This is a genomic window from Streptomyces sp. NPDC058469 (assembly GCF_042721125.1).
GTDB lineage: Bacteria > Actinomycetota > Actinomycetes > Streptomycetales > Streptomycetaceae > Streptomyces.
In genome coordinates this window covers 1-20,417 of record NZ_JBHXME010000087.1, presented here as the reverse complement: position 1 = coordinate 20,417, position 20,417 = coordinate 1, and the positions used below count along the sequence as shown (strand labels likewise).

Here is a 20,417-nt window from a genome sequence, read left to right as displayed (position 1 = left end):
GGTGGAGGCATCGCGGGGCTCGGCGGAAAAGATGGCCGAGGTGCTCCTGGGCCCGGCGGTGGAGAGGGCACGGGGCCAGGCGTCCGAAGCGTTTGCGGCAGAAGCGGCCGAGGGGGAGCGGTACTTGGCGGTGGCGGGGGCGCAGGGTACGGCGGATGAAACGGCCGAGGCGCATCGCCAGCTGGCCGAGGCGCCGGCGTCGGTGGAGGACGAGCAGGAGGAGGATGAAGCGTCGGCGGGAGTAGCGGCGGAGGTGCAGAGGCACCTGGCGGAGGCATCGCGGGGCTCGGCGGAAAAAATGGCCGAGGTGCTCCGGGGCCTGGCGGTGGAGGGGGCACGGGGCCAAGCGTCCGAAGCGGCGGAGGCGGAGCGACACTTGGCGGTGGAGGCGTCGCAGAGCCTGGCGGACGAAACGGCCGAGGCGCATCAACACCCGGCGCTGGAGGCATCGCAGGGCCCGGCACACGAAACGCCGGAGGCGCAGCGCCCCCCGACGGAGGAGCGCCCCGCGGACGTGGTGCGGCGGGCGTTGCAGGCGGCGCGGGACCGTGGAAGCCAGGGGGTGGACGCGGAAGGCGCCGGGGCGGCGGAGTCTTCTCGCGAGCCGGGTGTGGACCGCGCGGCGGTCGACAAGGCAGCGGAGCCCCAGGCCCGGACGCGGCCGGGTGACGCGGCTCGGGCGGCGTTGCGCCGGGCCGTCGCCGAGCGGCGCGCCGTCGGCGCCTCGGGGGAGGATCCCCTCGCACCCGGCGACGGCTCGGCTCGGCACACGGCGGTGAGCAGCCCGGGAGACAGCCCGGGACAAGGGACAGGAGACGGAACAGCGGACCGGCCGCGAGACCCGGTGCGGTTCGGAACGGCCGTTCCGGACGGCGGAGTTGGAGAAGTCGGGCAAGCGGAGCAGTCCGAGGACGCGACGGGGGACGCGTCGGCCACCGTTCAGGACGCGGAGACGGTGCAGGAGCCGGCGGCCGTTGCGGACGGCGGTTCGGTACGGCCCGCGGATGCCGCGCGTGAGGCGTTGCGGGCGGCCCGTGGTGCGGCGCGGAAGGCTCGTGAGGATGTCGGGGCCAGGGGAGTGGGGTCGGTGTCTCGGCCGGCGCCTCGTACGGGCGCCGGTTCCGAGGGACGACACGGTGTGCGTGGGGGTACTGGTGAGGCCGGGGCCCGTGACCTACGGGAGTTCCTCGCCGGGGCCTTTCGACTGCCGGCCGATGTGACGGAGTCGGCCGAGGTGACGCCGCCCGCCGAGGAGACCGCACCGGACAACGACCGGCCGACACCGGGGAGTTCACACTCCGAGGCGCTCGCCTCGACGTCCGCCCACGCATCCGAGACCTCAGCCCGCGCACCCGAAACGTCCGCCCGCGCATCCGACCGGACCGAACACCCGTCACACCCGTCGCCCACCGCACCCGACCCGGCCCGCGTCGACCCAACCTCTGTCTCCGCCTTGACCTCTGTCCCCGTCCCGGCCCCCGTTTCCCTCTCCACCCCCGACTCCGACCTCGTCCCCGCCACCCCCCGAACCCCCTCCTCCATGGCCTCCCCCTCCCGCGACAGCGACCTGCGCCGCACCTTCCCCGCCTTCTCACCCCGGCCCTCGGACAGAGACGGCGACGGTGGCGGTGTCGACGGACACGGCGACACCCGCTTCGCCGACACCTGGTGGGGCAACGCATGGGTCACCGCGTTGGAAGAAGGCGCGCTGGATGCCAAGCGGCTGCTGCGGGGGCGGAGTTACGCGGAGAAGGGGCACGTCGACGCGATCACCGTGACGCCGGGGCTCGTGCTCGGGTACGTGCAGGGCAGCCGCGCGCGGCCGTACCGCGTGCAGGTCCGGTTGCGGACACTGGGCGACGCCGACTGGGAGCGGTTCCTGGACGCCGCCGCCGACCGACCCGGGCACATCGCCGCGCTGCTCGACAAGGAGATGCCCAAGTCCCTTGCCGAGAGCGGAGTCCCGTTGCTTCCGGGGCCCGGCGACCTCGAACCGCAGTGCAGTTGCCCCGACTCCGGTCACCCCTGCAAGCACGCCGCCGCCCTCTGCTATCAAACCGCCCGCCTCCTCGACGCCGACCCCTTCGTCCTGCTCCTGCTCCGCGGCCGGGGCGAACGCCCGCTGCTCGACGCCCTGTCCCGCCGTAACGCCGCCCGAGCGGCCCGCGCCGCCCAGGAGCAGGAACCGGCGCCCCTCCCCGGCGTAAGAGCCACGGACGTGCTCGCGGAGCCGGAGCGCCGACTCCCCCCGCTCCCGCCTCCGTTGCCCATGCCCCCGCACCCCGAGCAGCCTCCCGTGTACCCGGCGGCACCGGGCGGCCCGGACCCCTTCGTGCTCGACCAGCTGGCGACCGACGCCGCCGCCCGCGCGCACGCGCTGCTCAGCACCGGCCGGGACCCGGTGGGGGACCTGACGCTGTGGCAGGACGCGGTACGGCTCGCCGCGGCCCGCCCCGGTTCGGGGCTGACCGTCACCACCCGTTCTCTCTACGCCTCCCTCGCCAAGGCCACCGGACGCAGTACGGCCGAGCTGGCGCGCGCGGTCGCCGCCTGGCGGCAGGGCGGCATCGAAGGGCTCGCGGTGCTCGAAGAGCCCTGGGACCCGCCGGCCGGCCGCTTCGACCGGGCCCGCCCGCTCCTCCTCGCCGCCGACCTCCCGGCCTTCCGCCCCTGGCACAACCACCTCACCCACCCCCACGGCCATGTCCAACTCCGCCTGGGCCGCGACGGGCTGTGGTACGCCTACGAATCGGAACCGGGCGACGAGGACTGGTGGCCCAGAGGCACCCCCGACCTGGACCCGGTCGGCGCACTGACGGGCCTGGGCGCACCGAGCGAACTCTGAGCCGCCGAGAGGCACGGAGTGTCCTTCGACACAGCCTGACCGGTCTCACAGGTCTCACCAACCCCCGCCAACCTCACCGGTCTCACAGGCCCCGTTCTCACCACTATCCGGTGAAGGCGATGTGAGGGTTCCCCACTGATGTGTGGGAGCCGAGTGGGGAGACCGGGGGCCCCACAGCCGGACCGTAAGAAACGGCGGTTACGTTGGAGCGGTGAGCGACATGAAGACCCCTGCACTCCAGTACCGCTTCGACGGCCCCGAAGACGCGCCCGTTCTCATCCTGGGCCCGTCGCTCGGGACGACGTGGCACATGTTCGATCGACAGGTGCCCGAGCTGATGAAGCAGTGGCGGGTCTTCCGGTTCGACCTGCCGGGCCACGGCGGGTCGCCCGCGCACCCGACCGGCTCGGTCTCCGACCTGGCCGACCGCCTGCTGGCCACGCTCGACGCCCTCGGGGTGCAGCGCTTCGGCTACGCGGGCTGCGCGTTCGGCGGCGCGGTCGGACTCGAACTGGCGCTGCGCCACCCGGAGCGGGTGGCCTCGCTGGGGCTGATCGCCACCTCGCCCCGCTTCGGCACGGCGGACGAGTTCCGCCAGCGCGGGGTGATCGTGCGCACCAACGGGCTCGACCCCATCGCCCGGATGTCGCCCGACCGCTGGTTCACCAGCGGGTTCGCCGCGTCGCAGCCCGCGATCACCGAGTGGGCCGTCCAGATGGTGCGCACCACCGACCCCGGCTGCTACATCGCCGCGTGCGAGGCACTGGCCGCGTTCGACGTACGGTCCGAACTCGCCCGCATCGGCGTGCCGACCCTCGTCCTCGTCGGCTCGGACGACCAGGTCACCGGCCCCGCCGAGGCCCGCACGCTGGTCGCCGGCATCCCGGACGCCCGCCTCGCGGTCGTACCCGGCGCCTCGCACCTGGTCCCGGTCGAGCAGCCCGCCGCCGTAACCGACCTCCTCGTCCGGCACTTCTCCACCGCCTGGCAGCCGGCCTACGACCACTCCACCGGGCAGATCGCCATCGCGGCGACCCCGCTCAAACCGGTCCTCGCCGCGCCGCCGCAGCTCGCGCCCATCGCCGAGATCGCGCCGCCGCCCGCCGTACCGTCGCAGGTCATGGGCCGTCCGGACCCCTACGACGCCGGGATCAAGGTCCGCCGCGAGGTGCTCGGCGACGCGCATGTGGACCGGGCGCTGGCGCAGGCCGACGAGTTCTCCGGGGACTTCCAGGACTTCATCACCCGCTACGCGTGGGGCGAGATCTGGGACCGGCCCGGCCTCGACCGGCGCTCGCGCAGCTGTGTCACGCTCACCGCGCTGGTCGCGGGCGGCCACCTGGACGAGCTGGCCTTCCACACCCGGGCGGCGCTGCGCAACGGACTCACCCCGGCCGAGATCAAGGAAGTGCTGATGCAGGCCGCCGTGTACTGCGGGGTACCCGCGGCGAACAGCGCGTTCAAGGTCGCCCAGCAGGTCATCCGCGAGGAGACGACCCCCACCGAGTGATCTTCAGACTGGCACCGAAAGCACCAGTCTGAGGTGCCCACCCGGAGTCGGGCAGCGGCAGGATGGACCCATGAAGCTCACCAAGAATGCGCACGCCTGTATCCGTCTGGAGAAGGACGGCCGGTCGCTCGTCATCGACCCGGGCACCTTCAACGAAGAGGACGCCGCAGTCGGCGCGGACGCGATCCTGGTCACCCACGAGCATCTCGACCACTTCAACGAGGACCGGCTGCGGGCCGGCCTGGAGGCCAACCCGGCGGCCGAGATCTGGACCCTGAAGTCGGTCGCAGACCAGCTCTCCGCCGCGTTCCCGGGCCGCGTGCACACCGTCGGCCACGGCGACACCTTCACCGCGGCGGGCTTCGACGTCCAGGTGCACGGCGAACTGCACGCCGTGATCCACCCGGACATCCCGCGCATCACCAACGTCGGCTTCCTCGTCGACGGCGGCCGCGTCTTCCACCCCGGCGACGCCCTCACCGTCCCCGACCAGGCCGTGGAGACGCTGATGCTCCCGGTCATGGCCCCCTGGAGCAAGATCTCCGAGGTCATCGACTACGTCCGCGAGGTCAAGCCGCAGCGCGCCTACGACATCCACGACGCCCTGCTCACCGACCTCGCCCGCCCGATCTACGACCACCAGATCGGCGCGCTCGGCGGCGCGGAGCACCTGCGGCTGGCGCCGGGCGAGGCAGCGGACCTGTGAGTGTCAGACCCGCCCGGTAGGTTGTGAGGCATGCGCATCGCGACCTGGAACGTGAACTCGATCACCGCCCGCCTGCCGAGGCTCCTGGCCTGGCTGGAGAGCAGCGGCACCGACGTGCTGTGCCTCCAGGAGGCCAAGCTGGCCGAGGAGCAGTTCCCGTTCGACGCGCTGCGCGAGGCGGGCTACGAGGCGGCGGTCAACGCGACGGGCCGGTGGAACGGCGTGGCGGTGCTCTCCCGCGTAGGACTCGACGACGTGGTCAAGGGCCTTCCCGGGGACCCCGGTTACGACGGCGTCCAGGAGCCCCGCGCCGTCGCGGCGACCTGCGGCCCGGTCCGCGTCTGGTCGGTGTACGTGCCGAACGGCCGCGAGGTGGACCACCCCCACTACGCGTACAAGCTCCAGTGGTTCGAGGCCCTCAAGGCGGCCGTCGCGGACGACGCGCAGGGCAGCCGCCCGTTCGCGGTCCTCGGTGACTACAACGTGGCGCCGACGGACGACGACGTCTTCGACGTCGCCGCCTTCGAGGGCCTCACCCACGTCACCCCCGCCGAGCGCGCCGCCCTGACCGCCCTGCGCGACGCGGGCCTCTCCGACGTGGTCCCGCGCCCCCTCAAGTACGACCACCCGTACACCTATTGGGACTACCGCCAGCTCGCCTTCCCGAAGAACCGCGGCATGCGCATCGACCTCGTGTACGGCAACGAACCGTTCGCGAAGGCCGTCACCGACTCCTACGTCGACCGCGAGGAGCGCAAGGGCAAGGGCGCCTCGGACCACGCGCCGGTCGTCGTCGACCTGGACGTCTGACCCGAAGAGCCCCGCCCGCTCAGCGCAGGGACGCGAACCACCGCACCACGGCGGCGGTTCCGGCCCGCTGGGAGCCCAGGTGGCGGGAGCCGCCGTAGTCCGGAGAGCCGAGGTCGACCAGCGGCGCCTCGACACCCCGGGCCCGGAACAACGCCTGGCAGTGCTCGCTGTTCCCGTTCACGGCCTGTTCGTCGTTCTCGGCGTAGTAGAGCCGCACCGGAGCCTGTGGCGTCCAGCCCGTGCACACCCCGTCGGTGATCCTCAGCGCGGTGGCCAGTCCGCCCGTCGGGTGTGCGAGCAGCGCCCGTCCGTGCCGGGTGAGCAGCCCGTCGATGGTGTCCGGGGTCCTGGCCATGACCTCCTGTCCGGTGTGCGTGCCGTCCAACAGGCCCTCGATCGTGCGGGAGTACGGTGCCCGGAAGACCTCGCCGGGGTTGTCGTAGACGTGATGGAGCCGGTTGAAGTCGACGAAGGCCAGCGCGGTGTAGATCACGCCGTCCTTCGGGTCCGCGCGCCCCTCCAGCAGGGCGGGCAATGCGACGTCCCGGAAGGCGTACGCACCGCTGATCGGTGCCAGCGCCGCGGCCCGGAAACGGGGATCGGCCCCCTCCTGCAGGGCCCGCGCCAGCCCGAGCGCCGCCGAAGCCCCCTGCGAGAAGCCGGTGATCAGCACGTCCCGCCCCAACTGCCGCCCGATCGTGGGCGCGTAGGAGTCCGCGGCCCGCAGCAGATCCAGCGCGACCGTCGTCTCGGAGGGCACGTCCATCCACTGCTGCCGACCGGGGCCGAGGCCGAGGCCCAGGTAGTCCGGGAGTACGACGGCGAAGCCCGCCGACGCGTAGGTGAGGGCGGGTGCCTGGCTCCACACTTCGGACGACACCGAGGCGACGTCGCCCTTGAAGAGTTCGGTGCCGTGCGTGAACGAGACTGTGCGCAGCCGCCGTTCACCACTGCGCGGGAACGCCAGCAGCCCGCTGGCGGTGGTGGGCCGGCCCTTCGGATCCGCCGTGCGGTACACCACCCGGTAGGTGTCGACGCCGTAGCGGACGGCCCCGGCGTCCCAGGCCCCGTCCTCGTCGCCCCTCAACTCGGCGGCCACCTGCCGCGCGGACAGTGTCCGCAGGTGCACCACCGACACCAGCCGCCCCCGCGCCGTATCGGGAACCCCGTGCACGGACGCGGCCGGAACGGCCCCCGCCCCCACGGCACCCGCGGACACCGAACCGCTCACCACCAGGGCGACGGTCATCGACGACAGCACCATCATCTTGCCTGTCCGATTCATACTGCGACCGTACGAAGCGGACATCGTGCCCACCATCCGGCCAACCCGCCCTCGGCAGAAGGGCTTTCCCCCTCCCGGGCCGGGGGCTGACACGCCACTCGCGACGCCCTGTGGTGCGTACGGCGGTACGAATGACACGCTGGGAGTATGAACATCCCTTTCCTGGGCAACCGGGGCGAGAAGCGCGGTGCGCATGACCCCGAGGGCATCGCCGAACCGCTGTCCGAGTGCGAACTGCTCCGTTCTCACGCGGCCCGGGAGGGCGTCCGACTCGACGACTCCGTGGGCTCGTTGGAGGCGCTCGACCAACTGGTGCCACGCTGGCGGGACGACGAGGAGACCTTGTCCTGGCTCGGCAACGACGCCGGTCTGTATCTGGGGACGGTGATCGTGCGTACGGTGCCGGGCGCCGCCTGGGCGATCTGGCCGAACGGCCAGCCCGTCGTACGGCTCGTCTCCGGGCGCGAGTTCGACGTCGTGGCCTCCGGTCACGAGTGGGCCGCCAGCGGTGTGCCCGAGCTCTCGCAGCTGTACGCCGAGGTCGCGGAGGAGTAACTGAGGCTTAAATACGGCTAATGCCCGAAAAGTGCGTGTCGTGCCTTAACTCCCCTCTTGTGTGGATAGTTTGCGGCGACCACGACACAGCTGAGAGTGAGTAGGGCTGGGCATGGCCGTCGATCCGTTGATCGAACTGCGTGACGTCAACAAGTACTACGGGGAGCTGCATGTCCTGCAGGACATCAACCTCACCGTCGGCAAGGGGGAGGTGGTCGTGGTCATCGGCCCGTCGGGGTCGGGAAAGTCGACGCTGTGCCGGGCGATCAACCGGTTGGAGACCATCGAGTCCGGGACGATCGAGCTCGACGGGCAGCCGCTGCCCGAGGAGGGCAAGGCCCTCGCGAGGCTCCGCGCCGAAGTCGGCATGGTCTTCCAGTCCTTCAACCTGTTCGCCCACAAGACGGTCCTGCAGAACGTCTCGCTGGCCCAGGTCAAAGTCCGCAAGCGCAAGCGGGAGGACGCCGACCGGCGGTCGTTGGAGCTCCTGGACCGCGTGGGCCTCGCCTCCCAGGCGGCCAAGTACCCCGCGCAGCTCTCCGGCGGCCAGCAGCAGCGCGTGGCCATCGCCCGCGCCCTCGCCATGGAACCCAAGGCGCTCCTCTTCGACGAGCCGACCTCGGCCCTCGACCCGGAGATGATCAACGAAGTCCTTGAGGTCATGCGCCAACTCGCCCACGACGGCATGACGATGGTCGTCGTCACCCACGAGATGGGCTTCGCCCGCTCCGCCGCCAACCGCGTCGTCTTCATGGCCGACGGCCGCGTCATCGAGGACCGCACCCCCGAGGAGTTCTTCACCAACCCGCGCACCGACCGGGCCAAGGACTTCCTGTCCAAGATCCTCAAGCACTGAGCGGGGGAGTGCGATCCATGTTCCGTACCACCCGTGTGTCCCTCGCGCTGGCCGCGCTCGCCGTGCTGTGCGCGAGCGCCTGCGGCAAGGAGGGCAGCCCGCCCGTCAAGGGGCCGGCCGCCGGGAAACTCCCCAACTACCAAGTGACGCAAGGCTTTCAGCTCCCCGCTTCCACAACGTGGAAGCGGGCCAAGAAGCGTGGCCACTTCACCGTCGGCGCCAAGGAGGACCAGCCCTACCTCGGCGAGAAGGACCCGGCGGCGGGCTCCTACTCCGGCTTCGACATCGAGATCGCCAAGATGATGTCGGCCTCCCTCGGCTTCGCCCCGAAGACCATCCACTTCCGGACGATCGCCTCCGCCAACCGCGAAACCGCCCTGCAGAACGGCCAGATCGACTACTACGTCGGCACCTACACCATCAACGACATGCGCAAGAAACTCGTCGGCTTCGCCGGCCCCTACTACCTGGCCGGCCAGTCGCTCCTCGTGCGCACCGACGAGCACGACATCAACGGCCCGCAGGACCTCGCCGGCAAACGCGTCTGCTCGGCGGCCGGCTCCACGCCGTACCAGCGCATCAAGGACGACTATCCCAAGGCCCAACTCGTCGCCTACGACACCTACTCGGTCTGTGTCGACAACCTGCTCAGCTATCAGGTCGACGCCGTCACCACCGACGACGCGATCCTCATCGGCTACGCGGCGAAGGTCCCCGACCAGCTCAAGGTCGTCGGCAAGCCCTTCTCGAAGGAGCCGTACGGCATCGGAGTCCCGCACGGCGACAACGCCCTGCGGTTCGCCCTCGACGACGCGTTGGAGGCCCGTGAGAAGAACGGCGACTGGAAGAAGGCGTACGAGGCGACGCTCGGCCTGTCCGGCGTGCCCGCGCCCACCCCGCCCGCGATCGACCGCTACCCGGCGAGCTGAGGGAGGCAGACGTGAACGTACTGACAGACAACTTCTCGACCTTCGGCGACGGCTTCCTCGGCACCGTCGAACTGACCGTCTACGCCTCGGTGTTGGCGCTCGTCCTCGGCTTCCTCATGGCCTCCTTCCGGGTCGCCCCGGTCGGCTCGCTGCGGGTCTTCGGCACCGCGTGGGTCACGGTGCTGCGCAACACCCCGCTGACCCTGCTGTTCTTCGCGGTGCTGCTCGGCCTGCCGCGCTTCGGACTCGTGCTGCCCTTCAAGGTGTTCGCGGTGCTGGCGCTCGGCTGCTACACCTCGGCGTTCATCTGCGAGGCGCTGCGCTCCGGCATCAACACCGTGCCCAGAGGGCAGGGGGAGGCGGCCCGCAGTCTCGGGATGTCCTTCGGGCAGAGCCTCGGCCTTGTCGTCCTGCCGCAGGCGTTCCGCTCGGTGATCCCGCCGGTCGGCTCCACGCTCATCGCCCTCGCCAAGAACTCGGCGATCGCGGGCGCCTTCAGCGTCACCGAACTCCTCGGCACCTACCGGACGTTGAGCGAACTCGGCTACAACATCGTCTGGACGTTCGTCTGGATCGCCGTCGGCTACCTGATCATCACCCTCGCCATCAGCGCGCTGTTCAACGCGCTGGAGAGGAAGTGGGGAGTCGCCCGATGACCACCGCCAACGCCCTCTACGACGTTCCCGGACCCAAGACCCGCAAACGGCACCGCCTTTACGGCATCGCGTCCACGGCCGTCATCCTCGCGCTGCTCGGCTGGATCCTCTATCTCCTGTTCGACACCGACCAGTTCACCTACACGAAGTGGATGCCCTTCGAGTACAAGGGAATTCAGGAACTGTTGCTGCGGGGCCTCGGCAACACGCTGAAGGCCTTCGGTCTTGCGGCCGTGCTCTCGCTGGCACTTGGCACCCTGCTCGCCGTAGGACGCCTCTCGGACCACCGTCCCGTGCGGTGGCTGTCCACGCTCGTCGTGGAGTTCTTCCGCGCCATGCCCGTCCTGGTGATGATCTTCTTCATCTTCGTGGCGCTCAAGGTGCAGCCGCTGCCCGCACTGGTCGCGGGCCTCACCCTCTACAACGGCTCGGTGCTCGCCGAGGTGTTCCGCTCCGGCGTCAACAGCGTCGAACGCGGCCAGCGGGAGGCCGCGTTCGCGCTCGGCATGCGCAAGGTCCACGTCATGTCGTACGTCCTCGTACCGCAGGCCGTACGGGCCATGCTGCCCGCCATCATCAGCCAGTTGGTGGTCGCGCTGAAGGACACCTCGCTGGGCTATCTGATCACCTATGAGGAGTTTCTCCATGCCGGGAAGCTGATCGCGTCGAACCTCGACTACGATTTGCCGTTCATCCCCGTGGTGATGGTGATCTCGCCGATCTACATCGGGATGTGCATGCTGCTCTCCTGGTTCGCCGGTTGGGTGTCCCGCCGGGAGCAGCGCAGTCCCAAGACCGAGGCCGTCGATGTGGCCCCGGCCGAACCAGGGACGCTGCTGCCGCGGGTGCAGTAGTTGGAGAGGGCACCTGCCCGCCCGGCAGCAGCCGGAGATCACTGCTCGCGCAGCGGGATCGACACGTACGACGGGTCGTTCGCCGGCGAGGAGAAGGTCAGCTGCGCGCCGGTCGGGTTGTGCTCGACGTAGAGCGGGTCGACCGTGTCGACGACCAGGGCGAGTCGATGCCCTGCCGGGACGTCGTAGGCCGTGGAGAACAACTCCAGGTCCACACCGAACGGTTGGCCGGGCGTCTGCCCGTGCCAGGTGTACGGCGCGTTGCTGACCAGCTTGCCGAGGCCGAGCGGGCCCACGTCGTAGAGATAGGCGACGAGGGTGCCGCTCTCCTTGGTGTCCGTGACCGTGGTGTGCAACTTCACGGTGCCGCGCACCTGTTGGGCGCTCGTGTACTTCGCCGACTGCCATACGGCGGCCCAGCGGCGCGGCAGCAGCGGGATCGCCGCGACCGGCGGCACTTGCGCGACCTGGTCGAGGATGCTGGAGAGGAAGACGATCCCGCCGTCCGCGCCCGAGCCGACGTTGGTGTGGATGGTGGTCGTGCCCGCGAGGTCGATCTTCTTCCGGGTCGCGCCGACCGACTTCCAGTCCGGATAGCCCTCGTAGCCGCCTGTGGTACGGGACTTGAGCTCCACGGGCTGCTCGCGGTCGATCCCGTTGTCCGCGCCCTTGAGGTAGTGGTCGAACCAGCGCCCGGTGTCCGTCCACACGTCGTTGGGCAGCCCGAACAGTCCGGTCAGCTCGGCGGTGGCGTGGTCGCCGGGGCGCAGCTCAAGGCGCTTGGGTCCGGTCAACGTGCCGTAGAAGTCGGCGATTTGATTGGGCGCGAAGATCGTGTCGCCCCAGGCGTTGGCGAGCATGATCGCCGCGCCGTTCTTGTTGATCTGGTCGACATAGGTCGCGGCGGAGCGTTCCTTCCCCCAGTTGATCATCTCCTGTTCCTTGGAGAGGTCGGAGGCGAAGAAGTCCCTGAAGACCTGGCTGGTCTCCGCGCTCGGGCGGCCGGTGACAAGGCCCACGCCGTCCAGCAGGGCGGTCGCCTGGGAGTGTTCGGTACGGCCCGAGTAGATCGAGTCGATCAGGTCCGCCCAGCCGCTCAGCGAGGCAACTGCCTTGATCCGCTTGTCGTGTGCGGCCGCGAGCAGGCTGATGCCGGCGCCGTACGACACGCCCGCCATCCCGATGTGCCCCGCGTCGGACGGGGTGTTGGCGAGCGCCCAGTCGATCACCTTGGAGGCGTCGGCCACGTCGGGTGGGCCCGCCACCTCTATCCCGCCGCCGGACTGCCAGAAGCCGCGGACGTTGTAACTCACCACGACGTAGCCGGAGTTCGCGAGCTTCTCGGCCTGGGCCAGGTACTGGACCTGAGGGAAACCCCAGCTCGTGGGCAGCACGAGGAGGGGGTAGTCGTGCGAGCCGTCGGCGCCCGCGGGCGTGACGACGTTCGCCTTGAGCGTCGTACCGCCGTCGCCGGTGATGTCGACGAAGCGGACGCCGTTCGTGGCGGCGTGCGCGGTGGGGGTGAGCCCGAGGACGCCTCCGGCGATCAGGGTCGCGGAGACGGCGCCCGCGGCAGTCGTACGCAGGGCCTGGCGATGGGTTCGCACGGGTCACTCCTCACACGTGTCAATGCAAAGTGACCCGACGGTAACCGCGACCCCCTACCTTAGGTAACCCGTCAGTAAGTTACGTGCCAGTAAAGATTGTTGACGTGTGTGCGACCTCAGGAGGCGCGGTGCGAACTTCGAGGAGCCGGTGCAGGCAGGGGGGTCTCCGCGGCCCGAGTGACGTCCGCGACCAGCTCCACCACATCGGGGCCGTACGCCTGCGAGTTGACCACCTTCAGCAACAGGACGAAGGTGTTGCCGCCGTGTTTGCGGGCCAACTTCTCATGGTTGCGGGCGAGATAGCGGCTCGCCGCCTGGTTGGTGATCGCGCGCTGGCCGCAGAAGAGGAACACCGGTCGTGCGCCGCCCAGTTGGCCGGCGGTGAGGCGGGCGAGGAGGACGTACTCGCCCTTGCCGGGCTCAAGCCGGTAGCGTTCGCTGCCTATTTGGAACGCTCCCCGATCCGGACCCGGTTCGGCGTCGACGTTGACGCGGATGCCGGGGAGCAGGGACGCCAGATGCGCGGCCATACGGCGGTTGGAGGCCGGGCCGCCCACACAGAACTCGGTGCGTTCGCCGAAGCTCTGCTGGGCCGCGTCGTGCGCGACGACCTGGGCGTGCGCGTTGCAGTCCTTGATCAGGGCGGCGAGTTCGAGGAGCGCGAACACGTCGTGCCGCATCACCGAGAGTTCGGCGCCGCCTGCCTCGCGGTTCACCACGAGCAGCGACTCGGAGTTGTCGGGCAGCCCGAAGAACGACTGCTTGCGCCGGAGTTTGCGCTTCCACAGATAGGTGCGGGCGAGCCAGCCGAGCGCGGCGCTGATGCCGGCGGCGGCCACGCCCAGAACGATGTTGCGCACGTCGTCATTCATGGGCGCGCATGTTAGCGGCCCGATGCGGCTGGTACGTACCGGTGTTCGACGTGTGGCACTCGTGTGACAGTGGCGCGAGGTGGTCTGTTGGGGTCATGGCAATGTGGCTACGCTGCGCGGACGGTCCTGACTGGAGGTACGGATGCGTCGCCCTGTCACACGGAAACTGTCGGTCCTGGCGGTGTCGGCCGCCATGGTGTCGGTGGGTGCGGCGGCCCCACCCGCCGGGGCGAGCGCTACACCGAGCGCCACCCCGGCGAAGGTTCCGGTGGCGGTCGGCTACGGCGGCGCGGTCGCGAGCGTCGACGCGGACGCCACCGCCGCCGGGATCGAGGTCCTGAAGAAGGGCGGCAACGCGGTCGACGCGGCCGTCGCCACCGCCGCCGCGCTCGGCGTCACCGAGCCCTACTCCTCCGGCATCGGCGGAGGCGGCTACTTCGTCTACTACGACGCCAAGTCCCGTACCGTGCACACCATCGACGGCCGCGAGACCGCGCCGCTGACCGCCGACTCCAACCTCTTCGTCGAGAACGGCAAGGCCCTCGCCTTCGCCGACGCCGTCAGCAGCGGGCTCAGCGTCGGCACCCCGGGCTCGCCCGCCACCTGGCAGACCGCGCTCGACCAGTGGGGCAGTGAGAAGCTCGGCACGGTGCTCAAGCCCGCCGAGCGGATCGCGAGCGACGGCTTCACGGTCGACGACACCTTCCGCAGCCAGACCGCGTCCAACGAGACCCGCTTCCGCTACTTCCCCGACACCGCCAAGCTGTTCCTGCCGGGCGGCGCGCTGCCGGTCGTCGGCTCCACCTTCAAGAACCCCGAACTCGCCAATACCTACAAGGAGTTGGGCAAGAAGGGGATCGGTACGATCTACCACGGCGACCTCGGCAAGGACATCCTCGCCACGGTGAACACCCCCAAGGTGGACGCCAGTTCCGGCTGGAACGCCCGCCCGGGCAAGCTGTCCGCCAAGGACCTCGCCGTGTACCGCGCCAAGCTCCAGGCGCCCACGAAGACCTCGTACCGCGGACTCGGCGTCTACTCCATCGCGCCCTCCTCCTCCGGTGGCACGACCGTCGGCGAGGCCCTCAACATCCTTGAGAACACGGACCTTTCGAAGGCGAGCGAGGTCCAGTACCTGCACCACTACATCGAGGCCAGCCGGATCGCGTTCGCGGACCGGGGGCGCTGGGTCGGCGACCCCGCCTTCGAGGACGTACCGACGAAGGACCTCCTGTCGCAGAAGTTCGCCGACTCGCGCGCCTGCCTCATCAAGGACGACGCGGTGCTCACCAGCCCGCTGGCGCCCGCCGACCCGCGCAACCCGACGGCCTGCACCGCCGCGGGAACGGCCGCCCCGACGACGTACGAGGGCGAGAACACCACCCACCTCACCGTCGCCGACAAGTGGGGCAACGTCGTCTCCTACACGCTCACCATCGAGCAGACCGGCGGCAGCGCGATGACCGTCCCCGGCCGCGGTTTCCTGCTCAACAACGAGCTGACCGACTTCTCCTTCACCCCGGCCAACCCGGCCGTCCACGACCCGAACCTGCCCGGCCCGGGCAAGCGCCCGCGCTCGTCGATCTCGCCGACGATCGTCCTCGACCAGCGCAACAAGCCGGTCGTGGCGCTCGGTTCACCCGGTGGCGCGACCATCATCACGACCGTGCTGCAGACCCTCACCGAGTTCCTCGACCGCGGGCTGCCACTCGTCGACGCGATCGCCGCACCACGCGCCAGCCAGCGCAACGCGGCCACCACGGAACTCGAACCCGCCCTCTACAACAGCGACTTGAAGACCCAGCTACAAGCCATCGGGCACTCCTTCACCCTGAATCCGGAGATCGGCGCGGCGACGGGCGTACAACGGCTGCCGAACGGGGAGTGGCTGGCCGCCGCCGAGAAGGTACGGCGGGGTGGCGGGTCGGCGATGGTCGTCAACCCGGCGCCGTAACCGGTCAGTTGGGGTAGGGCGGCTCCGTGGAAGGCTCTCCGGTGCCTTCGGTCCCTTCCGTGCGGAACGCGAGCCGCCCGTCCGCCACGTCCACCGTCACCTGGCCGCCCTCCGCGATCCGGCCGTCGAGGAGCAGCCGGGAGAGCTGGTTGTCGACCTCGCGCTGGATGGTGCGGCGCAGCGGACGGGCGCCGTACTCGGGCTGGTAGCCCTGGCGGGAGAGCCAGTCGACGGCCGGGTCCGTGAACGCGACCGTAATGCCCTGCGCGTGCAGGAGACGGCGGGTGCGCTCCAGCAACAGGTCGGTGATCAGGCGGAGTTGCTCGGCGGTGAGCTGGCGGAAGACGACGATCTCGTCGATGCGGTTGAGGAACTCGGGGCGGAAGTGCTCGCGCAGCGGGCGCAGGATCTGCTCGCGCCGCGCCTCCTCGTCCGCGTCGGCGCCGCCCGGGCCGAAGCCGATGCCGGCGCCGCGCCGGGTGATCGCCTCGGAGCCGAGGTTGCTCGTCATCACGATCACCGTGTTGGTGAAGTCGACCGTGCGCCCCTGCGCGTCGGTCAACCGGCCGTCGTCCAGGACCTGGAGCAGAATGTTGAAGACGTCCGGGTGAGCCTTCTCGACCTCGTCGAGGAGGAGCAGCGAGTAGGGGTGTCGGCGTACGACCTCGGTCAGCTGACCGGCCTCCTCGTGGCCGACGTAGCCGGGCGGGGCGCCGACGAGACGGCTGACCGTGTGCCGTTCCTGGTACTCGCTCATGTCCAGGCGCACCATCCGGTCCTCGCTGCCGAACAGCGCCTCGGCGAGCGCCCGGGCCAACTCCGTCTTGCCGACGCCAGTTGGGCCCAGGAAGAGGAAGCTGCCGATCGGCCGGTCCGGGCTCGCCAGCCCGGCGCGGGAACGCAGCACCGCGTCCGACACGACCCGGACCGCCTCGTGCTGGCCGACGACCCGCCGGTGCAGATGCTCCTCCAGACCGAGCAGCCGGTCCTTCTCCTCCGCCGTGAGACTGCTCACCGGGATGCCTGTCTGCCGTGACACCACCTCGGCGATCGCCTCACCGGTGACCTCCAGGTTCTGCCCCTCGTCGCCCTGGTCCCCGCCATCGGCCTCTGCCAGCCGCACCTTCAACTCGGCGATCCGGTCCCGGAGTTGCGTCGCCTTCTCGTAGTCCTCGTCGGCGGCGGCCTGGTCCTTGTCCCGAGCGAGCTGCTCCATCTCGCGCTCCAGGGCCCGTACGTCCGTGCCCTTCGTACGCGCCCGCAGCCGTACCCGCGCGCCCGCCTGGTCGATCAGGTCGATCGCCTTGTCGGGGAGTCGGCGATCGGTGAGATAGCGGTCCGACAGCTCCACGGCCGCCACCAACGCCTCGTCGGTGTACCGGACTTGGTGGTGCGCCTCGTAGCGGTCGCGCAGCCCGCGCAGGATCTCGATCGCGTCCGCGACCGACGGCTCGGGCACCAGGATCGGCTGGAACCTGCGGGCCAGCGCCGCGTCCTTCTCGATCCGGCGGTACTCCTCCAGCGTCGTAGCACCCACGATGTGCAACTCGCCGCGTGCCAGGGCGGGTTTGAGGATGTTGCCGGCGTCCATCGAACCGCCCTCGCCGCCACCGCCCGCGCCGACCACGGTGTGCAACTCGTCGATGAACACGATCAGTTCGTCCGAGTGCGCGCGGATCTCGCCGACGATGTTCGTCAGCCGCTCCTCGAAGTCGCCCCGGAAACGGGTGCCCGCGACCACACCCGTCAGGTCGAGGGCGACCACCCGCCGCCCGACCAGCACGTCCGGGACGTCGCCGTCCGTGATGCGCTGCGCGAGCCCCTCCACGATCGCTGTCTTGCCGACGCCCGCGTCGCCGATCAGCACCGGGTTGTTCTTGCCGCGCCGGGACAGTACCTCGATGGTCTGCTCGATCTCCTCGTCGCGGCCGATCACCGGGTCGATACGGCCGTGGCGGGCCAGGTCGGTGAGATCGCGGCTGTACTTGTCGAGCGTGGGGGTGCCGGTGGGGCGGGGCTGGTCGGTACGGGTCTGGGTGCCGTCCGGCGCCTCTGGCGGCAGGCCCGTGGGGGCGTAGCGGGCCGCGTTCAGGATGTGCCCTGCGGCGGAGTCCGGGTTCGCGGCCAGCGCGCCGAGGACGTGTTCGGGGCCGATGTATCCGGTGCCGCCCGCCCTGGCCAGGTCGTGCGCGTCCAGGAGGGCGCGTTTGACGGCCGGGGTGAGGGAGAGGGACGTGGGCGGTGGGAGTTCGCCCTCGGGGTGCTGGACCGGGCCCGAGCGCTCGTCGATCTCTGCGGCGAGGGAGTCGGGGTCGGCGCCGGCGCGGGTGAGGAGGCCGCGGGTTGGCTCCGCGGACAGGGCGGCGCGGAGTAGGTGCTGGGTGTCGAGGTCGTGGCTGCCGTGTTCGGCGGCGTACTGGGCGGCGCCGCGGACTAGTTCCCTGGCCGGCTGGCTCAGTAGGCGGCCTATGTCTATGTGCCGTGGGCCGGGGCGGGCGGCACCGCCGGGGGCTCCGCGAGCGGCTCCGCCGAAGAACCGGGCCAGGAACTCGCCGATGGGGTCGTCTTCCGGGTCTGTGTAGCCGCTGGTCATCAATCCACCATGGCACGGGCCACTGCGTGGGGCATGTGCAGGTTTGGGTTGAATTGCGGCTGCGGGTGCGTTGTGGCTGGTCGCGCAGTTCCCCGCGCCCCTGAAGGGGCGCTCAGCGTGCCGTAAGAATCCTGGGACCGTCCTCCGTGATCGCCACCGTGTGTTCCACGTGGGCCGCGCGCGACCCGTCGTTGGTACGCAGCGTCCAGCCGTCCTTCGCCGCGTGGAAGTCGTCCCGGCCGCCCGCGATCAGCATCGGTTCGATCGCGATGACCATGCCGTGGCGGAGGGGGAGGCCTCGGCCGGGGCGGCCCTCGTTCGGGACTCCGGGGTCCTCGTGCATCTGGCGGCCGATGCCGTGGCCGCCGAAGCCCTCGAGGATGCCGTAGCCGGCCGTGCGGCACACCGTGCCGATCGCGTGGGCGATGTCGCCGATGCGGTTGCCCATGACGGCTGCCGTGATGCCTGCCGTGAGGGCGCGCTCGGCGGTGTCGATCAGGCGGACGTCGGCGGGGCGCGGCTCGCCGACGATGAAGCTGATGGCGGAGTCGCCGGCCCAGCCGCCCAGTTTGGCTCCGAAGTCGATCGAGACCAGGTCGGCGTCGCGCAGGCGGTAGCCGTCCGGGATGCCGTGCACGACCGCGTCGTTCACGGAGGCGCAGATGACCGCGGGGAACGGGGTGGGCGCGAAGGCGGGGCGGTAGCCGAGGAAGGGTGAGGTCGCGCCCGCCGCGCGCAGCACGTCGTGCGCCAACTCGTCCAGTTCCAGCAGGGACACGCCCACGTCGGCGGCCTCCCGCACGGCCGTGAGGGCGCGGGCCACGACCTGGCCCGCCTCGTACATCGCATCGACAGACGTGTCCGTCTTCAGTTCCACCATGCCAATTACTATACCGGTATTAGAATGACGGCATGGTACGCACCCCTCTCACCCCCGAAGAGCGCGAACGCGGCGAACGGCTCGGCCGGCTGCTCCGTGAGGCCCGTGGTGGCCGCAGCATGACGGACGTGGCGGCGAACGCGGGCATCTCGGCGGAAACCCTCCGCAAGATCGAGACGGGCCGGGCACCGACGCCGGCCTTCTTCACTGTCTCCGCCCTCGCGGAGGCGCTCGGGTTGTCCATGGACGAACTCGTGGTCAGGTGCGTGCCGTTGGCGGCCTGAAACCGAGAGTGGGACGGCATCCCGGACGGCACGGCGGCTGATGCCCTCGCCCGGCCGGTGACGCTGATCGGGCCGGGGTTGCCGCCGGATCCGGCATGAACCGGCGGGCGCACAGTCGGGAGGCGTAGGCTCCGAGATCTCTGCGCCCGGCTCGAAAAGCTTCCGTAGCCGCGTCGTAACACAAATGGTGTTTTCTACGGATCAGAGCATTCCGGTCTGGCGGGAGTTGGGGCATGGCTGTGGATCAACTCCCCGGACAGGTGCGGGAGTTCGCGAACTATCTCGACGGACTCCTGGCGCGCCTGGACCAGGGCGGCGGCTGGTGCGGGGTGTTCTGGCAGCGCGATCCCGATGGCATGCAAGCGTGTCTCGGCGGGCGTGAAGTACCGCCCTGGGACGTGGTGGAGGCCCTCCTCCAGGACCTCGCGGCGGAGTACGGCCACGGCGTCGCGAGCCAGGAGAAGGAGCGGGCCCGCGCCCTGCACGCGGCGGCGCTCGCCGCGTTCGACGCCCGTCCCGGCAGCCGGGACGCCCTGAGCGACCGGCTCGACGTGATGCTCCGTGAGCAGAAGTACGCGGCCGAACGGCAGGCGGAACTGGGGCGGTTGCTCAACTCCGCCACCACCCAGGAAGAGGCCGACGCCCTCCGTCTCGACCTCGCCTGGGCCCACGACGACCACGAACGCGCCACCGCCCGCTGCACCGAACTCCGCGCCCGCATCGAGCGGTTGGACAACTACGCCCACATCCAGGGCACTCAGGCCATCCACCGCGACCGGCACGGCAACGTGTTCCGCGTCGACGACACGTTCCAGGACCAGAGCACCTCCGGGTACGACCGGAACCAGGCCCCGCACCGACTGCCCCGCCAGCGCGACGCCGAGCAGATGCCCGTCACCGGACCGCAGGGCGGGGGCGGGGGCGGATACGGCAGTCCCGGCGGCGCCGACGGGACGTACCAGGACGGCAGGACCCCGGACGCCCGTCGCGGCTACGAGGAATTCGAGCGCGCGAACCCCGGCTACGGCAACCCGGACCCCACGTGGGACGACCTCGCCGGCCCCGACGCCACCACCCCCGAGACCGAGTCCCCCGACCAGGCCGAGGCCGCCGCCCCCACCCCCAAGCAGCGCAAGCGCCGCCGAGGCAGCGCCCGCTTCGCCGGCCTGGCCGAGGACGACGCCGCCACCACCCCGGCCGCGGGCGCCGCAGCCGCCGTAC

The 20,417-nt window shown here is 70.6% G+C and carries 16 protein-coding genes and 1 pseudogene; 12 read left to right on the top strand and 5 right to left on the bottom strand.

Going from position 1 to position 20,417, the window contains the following annotated elements; translation table 11 throughout:
- Window positions 1-610 precede the first annotated feature (610 nt).
- The 4 genes from ACFWP5_RS30970 to ACFWP5_RS30955 all read left to right on the top strand — a co-directional run bounded on the left by ACFWP5_RS30970 (window position 611) and on the right by ACFWP5_RS30955 (window position 5,871).
- On the top strand, window positions 611-2,845 hold the full coding sequence (locus tag ACFWP5_RS30970; protein WP_384163833.1) for an SWIM zinc finger family protein: 2,235 nt from the start codon (window positions 611-613) through the stop codon (window positions 2,843-2,845).
- A 220-nt stretch (window positions 2,846-3,065) separates the two neighbouring features.
- Entirely contained in the window at window positions 3,066-4,355 is a 1,290-nt protein-coding gene (pcaC, locus tag ACFWP5_RS30965) for a 4-carboxymuconolactone decarboxylase (RefSeq protein ID WP_384163830.1), read from the top strand.
- A 70-nt stretch (window positions 4,356-4,425) separates the two neighbouring features.
- Window positions 4,426-5,061, top strand: a complete 636-nt coding sequence (locus ACFWP5_RS30960) for an MBL fold metallo-hydrolase (protein ID WP_384163769.1) — start codon at window positions 4,426-4,428, stop codon at window positions 5,059-5,061.
- A 30-nt stretch (window positions 5,062-5,091) separates the two neighbouring features.
- Window positions 5,092-5,871, top strand: coding sequence for an exodeoxyribonuclease III (locus ACFWP5_RS30955; RefSeq protein WP_384163766.1), 780 nt, complete (start codon window positions 5,092-5,094; stop codon window positions 5,869-5,871).
- A gap of 19 nt (window positions 5,872-5,890) precedes the next feature.
- Here ACFWP5_RS30955 and ACFWP5_RS30950 read toward each other — a convergent pair whose 3' ends face one another.
- Entirely contained in the window at window positions 5,891-7,156 is a 1,266-nt protein-coding gene (locus tag ACFWP5_RS30950) for a lipase (protein ID WP_384163763.1), read from the bottom strand.
- Window positions 7,157-7,303: 147 nt separating this feature from the next.
- Here ACFWP5_RS30950 and ACFWP5_RS30945 point away from each other — a divergent pair, with 147 nt between their 5' ends.
- From ACFWP5_RS30945 to ACFWP5_RS30925, 5 genes are all read left to right on the top strand, one after another.
- Window positions 7,304-7,711, top strand: a complete 408-nt coding sequence (locus ACFWP5_RS30945; RefSeq protein WP_384163760.1) for a DUF6278 family protein — start codon at window positions 7,304-7,306, stop codon at window positions 7,709-7,711.
- Window positions 7,712-7,823: 112 nt separating this feature from the next.
- Window positions 7,824-8,567, top strand: a complete 744-nt coding sequence (locus tag ACFWP5_RS30940; protein ID WP_384163757.1) for an amino acid ABC transporter ATP-binding protein — start codon at window positions 7,824-7,826, stop codon at window positions 8,565-8,567.
- A gap of 17 nt (window positions 8,568-8,584) precedes the next feature.
- Window positions 8,585-9,496, top strand: coding sequence for a glutamate ABC transporter substrate-binding protein (locus ACFWP5_RS30935; RefSeq protein ID WP_384163754.1), 912 nt, complete (start codon window positions 8,585-8,587; stop codon window positions 9,494-9,496).
- 11 nt (window positions 9,497-9,507) lie between these two features.
- Window positions 9,508-10,152 carry an amino acid ABC transporter permease gene (locus tag ACFWP5_RS30930; RefSeq protein ID WP_384163751.1) on the top strand — a complete coding sequence of 215 codons (645 nt, stop codon included), beginning with the start codon at window positions 9,508-9,510 and terminating at the stop codon, window positions 10,150-10,152.
- Window positions 10,149-11,006: an amino acid ABC transporter permease gene (locus ACFWP5_RS30925; RefSeq protein ID WP_384163748.1), complete on the top strand. Its 858-nt coding sequence runs from the start codon at window positions 10,149-10,151 to the stop codon at window positions 11,004-11,006. The genes ACFWP5_RS30930 and ACFWP5_RS30925 overlap by 4 nt, the downstream gene beginning before the upstream one ends.
- A gap of 38 nt (window positions 11,007-11,044) precedes the next feature.
- Here ACFWP5_RS30925 and ACFWP5_RS30920 read toward each other — a convergent pair whose 3' ends face one another.
- Both ACFWP5_RS30920 and ACFWP5_RS30915 read right to left on the bottom strand, forming a co-directional pair.
- The gene (locus ACFWP5_RS30920) at window positions 11,045-12,613 is read right to left on the bottom strand and encodes a CocE/NonD family hydrolase (RefSeq protein WP_384163745.1); all 1,569 of its coding nucleotides are present in this window, start codon (window positions 12,611-12,613) and stop codon (window positions 11,045-11,047) included.
- Window positions 12,614-12,729: 116 nt separating this feature from the next.
- Window positions 12,730-13,485: a hypothetical protein gene (locus ACFWP5_RS30915; RefSeq protein ID WP_384163742.1), complete on the bottom strand. Its 756-nt coding sequence runs from the start codon at window positions 13,483-13,485 to the stop codon at window positions 12,730-12,732.
- A 142-nt stretch (window positions 13,486-13,627) separates the two neighbouring features.
- On the opposite strand from ACFWP5_RS30915, the gene ggt reads away from it, so the two are divergent.
- Window positions 13,628-15,439: a gamma-glutamyltransferase gene (ggt, locus tag ACFWP5_RS30910; RefSeq protein ID WP_384163739.1), complete on the top strand. Its 1,812-nt coding sequence runs from the start codon at window positions 13,628-13,630 to the stop codon at window positions 15,437-15,439.
- Window positions 15,440-15,443: 4 nt separating this feature from the next.
- On the opposite strand, the gene ACFWP5_RS30905 is transcribed toward ggt, so the two are convergent.
- Complete coding sequence (locus ACFWP5_RS30905; protein ID WP_384163736.1) at window positions 15,444-18,032, bottom strand: ATP-dependent Clp protease ATP-binding subunit; 2,589 nt, start codon at window positions 18,030-18,032, stop codon at window positions 15,444-15,446.
- Window positions 18,033-18,144: 112 nt separating this feature from the next.
- Complete coding sequence (gene map / locus ACFWP5_RS30900; protein ID WP_384163733.1) at window positions 18,145-18,912, bottom strand: type I methionyl aminopeptidase; 768 nt, start codon at window positions 18,910-18,912, stop codon at window positions 18,145-18,147.
- A 32-nt stretch (window positions 18,913-18,944) separates the two neighbouring features.
- Between map and ACFWP5_RS30895 the strand changes: the two genes are divergently transcribed.
- Complete coding sequence (locus tag ACFWP5_RS30895) at window positions 18,945-19,196, top strand: helix-turn-helix domain-containing protein (protein WP_384163730.1); 252 nt, start codon at window positions 18,945-18,947, stop codon at window positions 19,194-19,196.
- Between the two features lie 233 nt (window positions 19,197-19,429).
- Window positions 19,430-20,417: pseudogene (locus ACFWP5_RS30890) on the top strand (hypothetical protein); the annotation flags it as partial.

Coding starts and splice junctions, on each gene's coding strand:
- pcaC (WP_384163830.1), top strand. CDS start 3,066: ATGAAGACCCCTGCACTCCAGTACCGCTTCGACGGCCCCGAAGACGCG.
- ACFWP5_RS30960 (WP_384163769.1), top strand. CDS start 4,426: ATGAAGCTCACCAAGAATGCGCACGCCTGTATCCGTCTGGAGAAGGAC.
- ACFWP5_RS30955 (WP_384163766.1), top strand. CDS start 5,092: ATGCGCATCGCGACCTGGAACGTGAACTCGATCACCGCCCGCCTGCCG.
- ACFWP5_RS30950 (WP_384163763.1), bottom strand. CDS start 7,156: ATGAATCGGACAGGCAAGATGATGGTGCTGTCGTCGATGACCGTCGCC.
- ACFWP5_RS30945 (WP_384163760.1), top strand. CDS start 7,304: ATGAACATCCCTTTCCTGGGCAACCGGGGCGAGAAGCGCGGTGCGCAT.
- ACFWP5_RS30940 (WP_384163757.1), top strand. CDS start 7,824: ATGGCCGTCGATCCGTTGATCGAACTGCGTGACGTCAACAAGTACTAC.
- ACFWP5_RS30935 (WP_384163754.1), top strand. CDS start 8,585: ATGTTCCGTACCACCCGTGTGTCCCTCGCGCTGGCCGCGCTCGCCGTG.
- ACFWP5_RS30925 (WP_384163748.1), top strand. CDS start 10,149: ATGACCACCGCCAACGCCCTCTACGACGTTCCCGGACCCAAGACCCGC.
- ACFWP5_RS30915 (WP_384163742.1), bottom strand. CDS start 13,485: ATGAATGACGACGTGCGCAACATCGTTCTGGGCGTGGCCGCCGCCGGC.
- ggt (WP_384163739.1), top strand. CDS start 13,628: ATGCGTCGCCCTGTCACACGGAAACTGTCGGTCCTGGCGGTGTCGGCC.
- ACFWP5_RS30905 (WP_384163736.1), bottom strand. CDS start 18,032: ATGACCAGCGGCTACACAGACCCGGAAGACGACCCCATCGGCGAGTTC.
- map (WP_384163733.1), bottom strand. CDS start 18,912: ATGGTGGAACTGAAGACGGACACGTCTGTCGATGCGATGTACGAGGCG.
- ACFWP5_RS30895 (WP_384163730.1), top strand. CDS start 18,945: ATGGTACGCACCCCTCTCACCCCCGAAGAGCGCGAACGCGGCGAACGG.